Annotated in this window: 7 protein-coding genes; all 7 read right to left on the reverse strand. The window is 41.3% G+C overall.

Going from position 1 to position 11895, the window contains the following annotated elements; genetic code table 11:
- Nucleotides 1-7: 7 nt before the first annotated feature.
- Nucleotides 8-1216, reverse strand: coding sequence for an AGE family epimerase/isomerase (locus tag ACFQ3S_RS13440; protein ID WP_377165252.1), 1209 nt, complete (start codon nucleotides 1214-1216; stop codon nucleotides 8-10).
- 10 nt (nucleotides 1217-1226) lie between these two features.
- Nucleotides 1227-2441, reverse strand: a complete 1215-nt coding sequence (locus ACFQ3S_RS13445; RefSeq protein WP_377165254.1) for a glycoside hydrolase family 130 protein — start codon at nucleotides 2439-2441, stop codon at nucleotides 1227-1229.
- Nucleotides 2431-4263, reverse strand: coding sequence for a sodium:solute symporter family protein (locus ACFQ3S_RS13450; protein WP_377165256.1), 1833 nt, complete (start codon nucleotides 4261-4263; stop codon nucleotides 2431-2433). The genes ACFQ3S_RS13445 and ACFQ3S_RS13450 overlap by 11 nt, the downstream gene beginning before the upstream one ends.
- Before the next feature lie 182 nt (nucleotides 4264-4445).
- On the reverse strand, nucleotides 4446-5378 hold the full coding sequence (locus ACFQ3S_RS13455; protein ID WP_377165258.1) for an AraC family transcriptional regulator: 933 nt from the start codon (nucleotides 5376-5378) through the stop codon (nucleotides 4446-4448).
- A 96-nt stretch (nucleotides 5379-5474) separates the two neighbouring features.
- Nucleotides 5475-6536, reverse strand: a complete 1062-nt coding sequence (locus ACFQ3S_RS13460) for an IPT/TIG domain-containing protein (protein ID WP_377165260.1) — start codon at nucleotides 6534-6536, stop codon at nucleotides 5475-5477.
- Between the two features lie 27 nt (nucleotides 6537-6563).
- Nucleotides 6564-8165, reverse strand: a complete 1602-nt coding sequence (locus ACFQ3S_RS13465) for a RagB/SusD family nutrient uptake outer membrane protein (protein ID WP_377165262.1) — start codon at nucleotides 8163-8165, stop codon at nucleotides 6564-6566.
- Nucleotides 8166-8187: 22 nt separating this feature from the next.
- Nucleotides 8188-11343 carry a SusC/RagA family TonB-linked outer membrane protein gene (locus ACFQ3S_RS13470; RefSeq protein WP_377165264.1) on the reverse strand — a complete coding sequence of 1052 codons (3156 nt, stop codon included), beginning with the start codon at nucleotides 11341-11343 and terminating at the stop codon, nucleotides 8188-8190.
- Nucleotides 11344-11895 lie beyond the last annotated feature (552 nt).

An 11895-nucleotide genomic window follows, 5' to 3' on the forward strand; every position in this document is an offset into this window, starting at 1 on the left:
TTGGTTACTAACTTATCCGCTTAATAATCTCTATACAGGCCCGGCTATTATGGTAAGGGCATTTCCAGATACCAACCTTGTCTTGCCCCGGCATTAAAGCATTATCGGCATAAATACCCCATACCCATTCGCCACTTTTTTTATCAAGAATGTGCTCTTTTACAAAGTTCCAGTTGTTAACCGAAATATCGGCGTAACGTGTATCGCCGGTAATTTGCCAGGCATTAAAAAAACCTACCATAGCTTCTGATTGTACCCACCAATGCTTTTGGCGGATGAGATGTTTTTGCGATGGTTCATATTCATACCACAGACCAAAATCTTCGTCCATACCCTCTAAAGCAGCGTCGGCCATTTTTATGCCGACCAGTTTTAACTGGCTTGCAAGTACTTTATCTTCTATAACTTCGGCAGCTTCCAAAAGTAACCAGGCCGCTTCAATATCATGTCCATACGATATGGTATCAGATTTAAGATCCCATAATTCATTAAAAAACAGCCCAAGATGGCCTGTTTTGAGATTGATGATGTGATCTAAAAAGTTATAGAGCAGGTTTGTGATCTGTACTTTTAGTTCCCTATCGGGCCAGATGCGATATAAGTTGGCATAGGCCTCTAAAACATGAAGGTGCGTATTCATGGTCTTTTTCTCGTTTGCATCTTTTACGCTTAAACGCAAATCGCCAATAGGTTTCCATTCGCGGGTAAATGCTTCAAAATAGCCGGTTAACTCACTATCATAGCTTTTTGCGATCAGGAGCCTGTATAATTCAATCGCTGTTTCTTTAGCCACGTTGTTAGCCGATGCCCTGTAATATTCGGCCATTGCATAAATTACGAAAGCGTTGGCATATACTTGTTTTTTAGTATCCAAAGGTTCGCCGTTGTAGGCAACAGTCCAATAAACACCGCCGCAAAGGGGATCTATAAAATGGTTTAAAATATAGTTAAATGCCCGTTTGGCATGAAGCAGATAGCTGCCTTTAGCCTCATAATTATAAGCCGCCGAAAACGACCATAAAATACGTGCATGCATTACACAGCCCTTGGGCGCATATATATGAACCGTGTTTTGATGGTCTATCTTTCCGTAATAGCCGCCGTTTTCATAATCGGGCGTGTATTGCATCCAGTAGTTGAGTATGTTGTGCAATTCGGTAGTTACCTCGTCTTTATAAATGTTGAGTATAGGTGCTATTTCGGGTTGCGGTAACATATGATGATTTTCAGGATTGCTTTACGGTTAAACTGATTTGTTGATTGCTGTTAACCAGTTTGTATATAGCGTTTACTGATGATGCCGAACGCAATTCATCGGCCGGGGTATTCATTACATAATCGAGTAGTTGCCCTACCGATGACACCGCCACGTGCATCCGGATGTCTGATGATGCGTAATACACAAAAACCTGATCATCATCGTCCCTGATCCAGCCGTTGCAAAACACCACGTTAGATACATCACCAATACGTTCTTCACCTTCGGGTGCTAAAAAGTATCCCGCCGGTTTGTATATAACCTTAGTCAGGTCATTCAAATCTGTCATGAACATATACAATACATAGCGCAAACCGGCAGCCGTATTGCGTACACCATGCGCCAGGTGCAGCCAGCCTTTATCAGTTTTAATAGGTGCAGGCCCCTGTCCGTTCTTGGCTTCATAAACCGTATGGTAGTTTTTGTTATCGATGATTACCTCCTTATCTACTACCGGGTTGGTTATATCACTGCATAAGCCTAAACCTATACCGCCACCGGTACCCGCGTTGATAAAGCTATCCTGCGGACGGGTGTACAACGCATACTGTCCATTAACAAACTCGGGGTGCAAAACCACATTACGCTGCTGCGCCGATGATGTTTTCAGATCGGGCAGGCGTTCCCAATTCACAAAATCAAGCGTACGGGCAATACCACAAGCGGCAATAGCCATCGACTGATCGTGAGCCGGGGCGGTAGGGTCGCGGCGTTCGGTACAAAACAGGCCGTAAATAAATCCGTCCTCATGCCGGGTAAGGCGCATATCATAAATATTCACATCCGGGTTTTCCGTTTCGGGCATTTGGATGGGGTAATCCCAAAATATAAAATTATCTATACCGTTAGGGCTTTCGGCCATCGCAAAAAACGACTTACGATCCGAACCTTCCACACGGGCAACCATCAAATACCTGCCATTCCATTTGATAGCACCGGCATTAAATACGGCGTTTACCCCTATCCGTTCCATGAGGTATGGGTTTGTTTCGGGATTGAAATCGTAACGCCAGTTCAACGGTGTATGTGCAGCAGTAAGCACCGGGTATATATACCGTTGGTAGATGCCATTAAAATCTTCAATCGGTTGGTTTGGCCTGCTTACCAATTGTTGATGTTTATGTTGAAGCTCTGTTAATTTAGCGTCGAAATCCTGTATCATAATATGATTATCAATAGTCATTTAATTTATTCCACCACGTTCTTTTCAATATCAAAATAATAACCACCAGCAAAGCTATGGTAACCATTAAAGGCAAGCGCTGCATTAGTATGAGGTACATTGGCAAAATGGTGAGGCATAACTGCGCCCCGGTACCCAGTACCACGTTAAACATATTTAATTTGAAATTTTTATTGGGCACGAAAGCCGGGTCATCTTTTAACACTTCCGTTTTTACCGGTTCCCAAAAACCCCAGGGACGAACATTGCTGTAGAATGCTTTAAGCACGGCCATATCTGTTGCCGGAGCGGCATACGCACCTATAATTGAGCCAGCTAACGATACGGTGAATAACACCGGGAAATAGTACAGCAAGCGATCATCGGGTACCAGTTTAGAGAGTACCATAGCGGTTACTATACCAGCCAGCATTCCCCAAAAAAAGCCATTGGCATTAAAACGCCACCAATGCCATTTAAGCACATTTGATGCAATATAACCACCATACAGTGCCGACACGATCCAGTTAAGCACCTGGCTAACATCGCGTACAAAAAAGCCGAGCACTACCCCTACGGTTACCACCAATATTCCCACCACATAATTCATGTAGATCACCTTTTGGGTTGATGCCTCGGGGTTAACATATTTGAGGTAAATATCATTTACAATATAAGCCTGCGCAGCGTTAAGTGTACCGCTAAAAGTACCCATAAAAGCCCCTAACAAACCCGTAAGCAGTAAGCCAACTAAGCCTACCGGTAAAAAATTGTTAATTACTACAGGCAGTATGCGTTCAAAATCAATTTCGCCGCCGGGGCTTTTCAAATTCATTTGACTGAAGTAGAGCAAACCAAGCACCGTTAAACCTATTACCAGCGCATAACGGATGGGTAGCAAAATAATGGAAACAAAACCGCTCATTTTACTGGCCTCTTCGGGCGAACGGGTAGAAAGGATCTTTTGCATATCGTAATTGGGGGCCGGACCGGCCAGCGCAGCAAAAAAACCTTTAAAGGTCATCATCATAAAAAAGATGGCGAACAATGAATAACCGTCACTTTTGATCTTACGGTTAACTTCGGGAATAATCTGTGTCCAGTCGAGGTTAAGCCTGGAGCCGAAGAACGGGCTGTACCAGCCGTCTGGAACGTTCAATGTACCCGTTTTTAATTTCATGAAAGCTATAATAGCTACCCATATACAAGCTATGGTCATAATAACGTATTTGATCACATCGCCCACAACAATGCTATGCATGCCGCCCAAAATAGAATAGAACATGGCAAACAGGGTAAAAATGATGCCGTACACATGCGGCACATACTGCGGGGCAATATCGAACGGAATATAGGGCTGAATAAAATTCCAGGGTACAAATATTTCGATAAACTTACCTAAACCTATAAAGCCGTATGCTAAAAAGCCGAGGCAACTGAGCAGCGCAAATACAATAACTATTTTATGGGAATTACCTACACCCGCACCGGTTTTACCAAAACGGGTTTCCAACCACTCGGCCCCTGTTGTGGCGTTAGAACGGCGCAGCCAGCGTGAGAGGTACATCATTAAAAACACCTGGTTAAATACAGGCCACAACCAGGGTATCCAGATGCTTTTCATGCCGTAGGTAAAACATAAGCTAACCATCCACATGGTGCCGCTAATATCAAACATGTCCGAAGCATCGCTCAACCCAAGCATGTACCAGGGCAGCGTTTTACCACCCATCATGTAACTCTCCTTATTTTCCCGTGCTTTGTTTTTATACCAAAAACCAATAAATACAGTGGTAAGCAGATATAGTATTATAATAGATGCATCTAATAAAGATATTTTCATGTTTTATAAAGGAGCAATAATGGTTACACCCATAATTACAACACGTTTATAACGCATTGCAAAACCGTGTAACAGGTGCTGATAATTGGCTATTCAAAGATATTTTACAGGGCTACTAAAGACTAATACTTTTTTAACCAAATAATATGTATTTCGGCAACTTTTAAAGAAAATACAGCTGCCTAAATGAAAACGCGGTTGCCCACATAGGTCTCCCTGAACTCTTTTGGAATGCAAAGTTTTTTTCGTTTAAACAGCCGGTTAAAGTTAGAGATGTTATTAAAGCCGCATTTGTAGGCAATTTCGGCAACGGTATAAGTAGTATCGATAAGCATACGCGAGGCATGGCCAAGCCGTATTTCGTTCAGGCTATCGATAAAGGTTTTATTGGTTCTCTTTTTTATAAAGCGACTAAAAGAAGCCTCGGGCATGTTAGCAATTTTAGCTACCTCGGCCAGTGTAATGAGCTTGCTGTAATTGGCGTTCATGTATTCAAAAACCTTTTCTATACGGCGGCTATTGTACACCGGTTTTTCGTTGCCAAAAAAAGGCTCCGAAAGGGTTTTCATATTGCGGGAGATTGACAGGTCATGCAGGATAGACATCAGTTCCAGTACCGAATCAAAGCCGTTCTTACGGTTTAAAGACACAATTCTATCTTTTAACGCAATAATGGTTTCAGGCGAAAAGCTAATTCCTCTTTGCGAGCGTTCGAGCATGTTTTTAACAAAGCCTAACTGGTTCCGGCTTAAAAATTTATCCTCAAACAAATCATGGTGAAACTGAATAGTGATCTCGGTAATTGATTCCGACTCACAATGGTGTGTCATCCAGGCATGGTATAAGTTGGGGCCTACCAGCACCAGTTCCAATTCGCGAATTTCCTCAATATGCCCTCCTACTACACGCTTTGCACCGCTTGCGTTTAGTATTAAATTAAGTTCATACTCATCATGGTAATGAAGCGGAAAGTCAAATTTTTGTTTAACCCTTGAAAAAATAGTAAAGCAATCGCCGGGTGTTAGCGGCGTTATTTCGTGCATCACATTAGTATTCATAATATAGGTATAATAAATGGCAATGCAATATAATACTAAATTAACTCTAAAGTTCATTTATGTTAAATACTCCTCTCAAATTTTGTGTAGCAATCATATATCCATAAAAAAAGCCTGGTTTATGCCAGGCTTTCCATTTTAAGTAAAAAATATTTATTTAAGGAACATTACATCATCTAAGTAAAATGTTTCATCTTGGCCTTCGGGTCCTTGAATTCGCCAGCCCAACTGGTTAAATGAGTTACCGGTATTGAACAGATCAAGCTGGCTCATCGGTATTTTAAAGTACGTCCAAACACTTTTAGGAACCAAGATTTTAGCGTTATCATTAAAGCTTGCGTAACCACCTTTACTGGCTGCCGATGATATCCACAAGTTATAATCTTTTGTTCCACCCTTTATCCAAAAGGTTAAGTAGGTATAATTGTCGGTTTTATTGATGTTGTTAAAGCCAAAACCAAACTGATGCCAGTTACCTGCTGCAAATGTTTTCCCAACCGATCTGGTTCCTGATATAGCAACGTTTGAATAAATCTTACCAATATCACCCCATGATGCATCCTGGTAACCATTATCGTACCCTTCGGTAAATATCTTAAAGGCCTTATCGTAATTTACAAACTCCTGTGTGGTGGTAACCGGCCCTGTTGAATTGGTAACAATTAATTGTGCACTATTAACAGTTGAAGCAGGCATGGTAATAACCAGTTGCTTTTTACTTTTTGAAATTACAGTAGCCGTTTGACTGGTGCCATTTAGGGTTACTGTTGCCACATCACCTAAATTGTTACCGATAAGTGTTATTTGTGTACCGCCTGTAAAATTGTAATTTGATGCACTATTAATAATTGGTAAAGCCACTACTGTGAAAGGTACGCTAACCTTTTTACCCAAACTATTGGTAATTACAATATTTTGAGCACCGCCGTTAGCCGTGTCGGGAACGCGGAACACAATATTATCGTTTGTTACCAGGTTGGGGTTAAATGCGGCCGGTACGCTGCCTTTATCAAACATTATACTGGTAATAGAGCCTAAACCAGTACCCGAAACAGTTACTATATTGCCTCCTTTAGCCGTAGTAGGTGTTACACCGGTTGCCTGTATATTTTCGGAAGCTGTTGACTGGGGCTCACTTTCTTTTGTACAAGAAGTAAGGGCTAACATTCCTGCGAAAAATATCAGCAGGTACATTATAATTCTTGAATTTTTCATGTGTTATATTTTCTTTTTAATTATTTGTTACTTGTAATATGCTACAGCAGGTTGCAATAACAGTGGATCGATAACGGTTTCGGATTGTGGCACCGGTAAGAATAGTTGCGATGCAGATGATAGCGTTGCTCTAAAGCTGTTGATTTGCCCGTTGCTACCCTTAGTACCCCTCTCTTGTGCGGCAATCATTTGTTGTGCTTTAGCAAATCCCTGGCGCTGAATATCAAACCAGTAGTCGCCTTCAAAAGCAAATTCTACCTTTCGTTCATGCAATAACTCGTCTTTGGTAAAACTGGTTACCGGGTTCATTTGCGCGCGCTGATGAACGGCGTTGTAAGCTTTTAATGCTTCAGCATCTGAAGTTGAATTACCTGTACCCAATATAGCTTCAGCGTAAATAAGCAATACATCTGCATAGCGCAATATGTAAGTACTCATACTGTTATGGCTATCCGGTGTTACCACTTCGCCGCTTCTGTTGGGGCCTACCACATATTTTAATATATTAGAACGGGTACCGGTAAATATAAATTTATCATCGGTAGCTAAGCCCGTAGTATCATAAGTAAAACCAGCCGGGTAGCTCTCATTAACCCAGTCATCGCGATGAAAGCCCTGCTCCATTACCGACCATCCTCTGCGGCCATCGCTCGGGTAATAACCGGTGTTCGAATTCAGCATATCAAACGATGGAATTACTGCCGAATAACCATTTGCACCAGTTGGTTTTGGCCTTAACAATGGCTGAGGGCCAACATATAACTGGTAACGGTTGGCACCGTTCCAGCCCATAGCTGCTAACCAGCGTAACGAAAACAGGTTCTCTATATTCTTGTTGTTAGCCACCTGCGAAGAGGTAAACATATCGCGGTAATTGTTTAACCCTAACAGCGTAGGATGTGCGGTGGCGTAATCAATTACTTCTTTGGCTTTTTTAGCGGCATTTGCATAATCTTTTTGATACAGATATATTTTGGCCATTAAGCCTTTGGCCGAATAGCGCGTCACCCTGCCGTCCTGATATGAAACTTCGGGCAAATTAGCTTCGGCATAAGCCAGATCTTCCAACGCAAAACGCAGCACATCTTTTTGGAAATAACGCGGAACCTGGTCTTTACCTGGTGCGGTTAAATCAACCGGACTATTAATTATTGGTGCATCGCCAAATGTGCGTCCAATATAGAAATAAGCAAATCCACGGATAAACCTGGCTTCAGCAATACCTACATTTAAATAAGCCGCATCGGCCACTTGTTTCTTTTTATCTTCAAAAGTTTGTATCAGTACCGCTGCTTGCCCTGCCGCTTTATAGCACGATCTCCAGGTATCCAGCACCAAACCATCGGTACTTTGAATGTTAAAATTATAAAATGAATTATATTGGGCATTACCTTGTACACCAGTTACCGTGCCGCCTAAAATATCACCTACGCCAATAAATGCTTTATCAGACCAATCATTCCATACATAGTTGTACAGTAAGCCAGTAGCACCGTTTACCTGTTCGGCATTAGTGTAGTAGTTTTCGGTGGTTGGAGCTGTTGTTGGCGGACTATCTAAAAAGCTTTTTTTACACGCCAGGCTCATACAGGCCAGCATGCTTAATAGAAATATGTTTTGAACTCTCATTTTTGAAAAAGATTATGATTAATTAAAATTCGATATTAACACCCGCTGTAAAAGTTCTTGGTATTGGATACGAACCATTATCGATATTGAATAGTAATGATGAATTATTAATAGCACCCAATTCAGGATCGTAACCCGAATAATTGGTAAAAGTGTAGAGGTTTTGACCGGAAATAAATACACGAGCGGTACTCATTTTAACCTTGCTTATCCATTTTTTTGGCAGGTTATAACCTACAGAGATATTTTGTATGCGCAGGTAAGAACCATCCTCGATGTAACGGTCTGAGATACGACGGTTGTTATCTTGCCATTGATTGTAGCGTGGTAGGCTACCTGCCGGGTTAGCTGCAGTATATCGGTCTAAAACAGTGGTTAACTGGTTAATATATGGGTTGTTTAATGCTTCGGTTTGGCGGCGGGTATAGTTAAAGATGTCGTTACCATAGCTGCCTTGTAAAAATATGGAAAGATCTATTCCTTTATAGGAAAATGTATTAGTTAAACCATAAGTAAAATCAGGATTTGGGTTACCAATTACCGTAACATCCTTGTCGTCAACTTTACCATCTCCGTTTAAATCTTTAAAGCGTATGTCACCTACCCATAAGGCTTGTGGGCCTCTTACCAAACCATAATCAACACCATTATTTAATTCGGCTTGAGTTCTGAACAAACCATCGGTTACATAACCGTAAAACACACCTACCGGTTGCCCAACCTGGGTTAAAGTAACCAGGTTACTGGTGCCGTATTCGTTAAAACGACCGGGAATGGTTGCATTATCGTTATTTAGCTGGTTTAAAACGTTTTTATAATGGCTGAATATAGCTGTAGTTTTCCAGTTAAAGTTTTTATCGCGAATGTTATAGGAGGTAATACTTACATCTATACCCGTATTTGTCATTTTACCGGCATTGGTAATTGGGGTTTGAATATCGTTATAATTAGTACCTAAGCCCGAGTAAGCAGCTAATTGCGTTGGCAATATCAGGTCGATAGTACTTTTCTTATATACATCTACAGTTAGTTCAATTTTATTCTTAAATATCGTAGCATCAATACCGGCATTATAAGTTCTTACCGTTTCCCAGGTTAAATTAGGATTTTGTACGTTTGCAGGAATACCGCCTGCACCAAATGGCGCGGTACCAAACAAAGTAATATTTGCGAGGTATGCAAAGGCCCCCGCCGGGTTAGCATTACCAACCTCACCTGCGCCAACACGCAGTTTTAAGTAATTTAAAAAATCTAAACCTTTCAAAAAACTTTCGTTGGTAGCCGTCCATGATGCCGATACGCCCGGGAAATAACTAACCCTTACATCGGGCCCAAGCTGTGATGAATAATCGCGGCGTACGGTAGCGCTAATAGCATAACGCTGATCGAAAGCATAATTTACACGGGCAAAATACGATTCGATATTGGTTATCCCCGCACCGGCTCCAATAGTTTCGCCCGAACCATCACCACTTTGGCCTGCGTTTAACGACACTAAGTTTAAGGTTAGGTTATTACGGCTGGCGCTGATATAATCATACTGCGAGCGCTGAAACTCGTGCCCAAGCGTGGCGTTTATGGAATGCTTGCCAAATGCCCTGTCGTAATTTAAATAATTTTTAATGGCGTAGTAAAAGCTTTGGTTACGCTCTTCGCGCAAGCGGCTTGGGCTTAATATAATAGCGTTAGTGACGCTATTTTGCAAAAATGGCTGGTAAGCCCTTCCGTTGGTTAGGTTAAAATCAAAGTTGCCTTCGTTTCTGAGGGTTAAACCCTTCATAAACTTAATTTCGGCATATAGGTTACCAATTGCCCTCGAATTACCATTACTCACATCTCGGGATTGAGCCAGTGCTACAGGGTTATTGGGCTGACCGAAGTTTTGATTACCTATTTGCAATTGTGTAATGTAATTGCCAAATGCATCACGAATAGGGGTAGCCGGGCTATTATACAATACCACACTGGTAACCGCATCAAAACCGTTGGCCAGGCCTATCTGCTGATTGCTCTTACTCAAATTAGCACTTAAACCCACTTTTAACCAATCTTTAACCTGGTCGTCTATACTGGCGCGTAAGGTATATCTCTTAAAGCCTGTTTTAATTAATGTACCTTCCTGACTGAAATAATTACCCGATATAAAATAATTAGTTTTATCGGCACCTCCCGAAAATGACAATTGATGATTGGCGATGATGCCGCGGCGGTAAATTTCGTCCTGCCAATCGGTACCATGACCTAAAACTGCAGGGTTGGCAAATTCGCCAACACTATCGGCACCGGCACCGGTGGCCCTGATCTCCCCTACCAACGAATTGGAATACTCAGCACTTTGGCGCAAATCCAGAACTTTTAATTTTTTAGGAATTTCGCTCAAGCCATAATAAGTATCGTATGTAACCCTTGATTGACCTGCCCTACCACGCTTAGTAGTTATAATAACCACACCGTTGCCCGCGCGTGAGCCATAAATGGCCTGTGCGGCGGCATCCTTTAATACATCTATCGAAACAATATCAGACGGATTTAGGGTAGCCAGCACGCTTTGCGCTGTTGATCCGGTACCACCACCTAAAAAATCCTGGCTTTGGCTACCCGTTTGTCCTGCAATTTGCACACCATCAATAACATACAAAGGCTCATTACCACCTGTTGATGTAATACCACGTACCCTAACCGATACGCCACCACCTGGCTGGCCGCCGTTAGTTGTTACCGATACACCTGCAACTTTGCCCTGTAATGCCTGATCGATACCCGCTACCGGCAAGTTTTTGATGTCTTTTTCGCTAACAGATGAAATAGCTGTGGTAACATCGGCTTTGCGGATAGCACCATAACCAATAACCACAACATCGGTAAGTGCCGTTGACTGCGATTTTAAAATTACATTGACAACCGTACGGCCATTAATAGAAATTTCTTGTGGCTGCATACCCACAAACGAAAATCTTAAAACCCTGCCGGTGGCCGGTACGTTTAAACTGAATTGTCCGTTTACATTGGTAATAGCTGAAATTTGTGCTTCTTTTACCGTTACGGTGACGCCCGGCAAGGTTTCGCCTTTTTCGTCGGATACTGTGCCTGAAACTGTGGTTCCTGCAATTTGCGCCCAAACCTGGTTATACGCCATACAGATCACCAATAGCAAGGCTATTCGTAAAATTTTTCCCATAAATAATTTAATTATAATTGATGATCAAATGTAGCGGAGTGGTAAACTGATATGTAATATTTTTTTATCAATCTATAATTGATAATTGTCTTGTTTGAATTCAAATACTGACAAAGGCATTATTTAGCTGTAACCATACTTTAATTACCAATAACCGTATTAAGCAATAGTTATAGCTTATTTGGTTTAAGTTAAACCGTGTTACAAGCAAGAAATTATAATTTAAAAATTAAGCAAATACTGCGGTAGATGAGTATTGCCAGTAAATTAAGGTAGTTGGATCAATTATAAATGGCAAGCTTATTATATTACAATTATGATACGATTTTAGCACATTTACTGCAATGTAACATTCAATTAGATGGATGTAATAATATTTTAACAATTAATGATAATCAGTTTTCAGTAATATGAGCCAACCAACCTTTAAAACCAACACATGTGATCCGTGCTTAAAATAATTTCGTAAAGCCCCGCTTTCTTCGCTTTGTAAAATATTGAAAATTGTTATTCTTATTTAGACTGATTATTATTAGTTTTGCTGACCACGTT

Source organism: Mucilaginibacter terrae, assembly GCF_042679325.1.
GTDB classification, from domain to species: Bacteria; Bacteroidota; Bacteroidia; order Sphingobacteriales; family Sphingobacteriaceae; genus Mucilaginibacter; species Mucilaginibacter terrae.

Excerpts from the sequence above, each read along its gene's own strand:
- ACFQ3S_RS13455 (WP_377165258.1), bottom strand. The coding sequence starts at position 5,378 with ATGAACTTTAGAGTTAATTTAGTATTATATTGCATTGCCATTTATTAT.
- ACFQ3S_RS13460 (WP_377165260.1), bottom strand. The coding sequence starts at position 6,536 with ATGAAAAATTCAAGAATTATAATGTACCTGCTGATATTTTTCGCAGGA.
- ACFQ3S_RS13445 (WP_377165254.1), bottom strand. The coding sequence starts at position 2,441 with ATGACTATTGATAATCATATTATGATACAGGATTTCGACGCTAAATTA.
- ACFQ3S_RS13465 (WP_377165262.1), bottom strand. The coding sequence starts at position 8,165 with ATGAGAGTTCAAAACATATTTCTATTAAGCATGCTGGCCTGTATGAGC.
- ACFQ3S_RS13470 (WP_377165264.1), bottom strand. The coding sequence starts at position 11,343 with ATGGGAAAAATTTTACGAATAGCCTTGCTATTGGTGATCTGTATGGCG.
- ACFQ3S_RS13440 (WP_377165252.1), bottom strand. The coding sequence starts at position 1,216 with ATGTTACCGCAACCCGAAATAGCACCTATACTCAACATTTATAAAGAC.
- ACFQ3S_RS13450 (WP_377165256.1), bottom strand. The coding sequence starts at position 4,263 with ATGAAAATATCTTTATTAGATGCATCTATTATAATACTATATCTGCTT.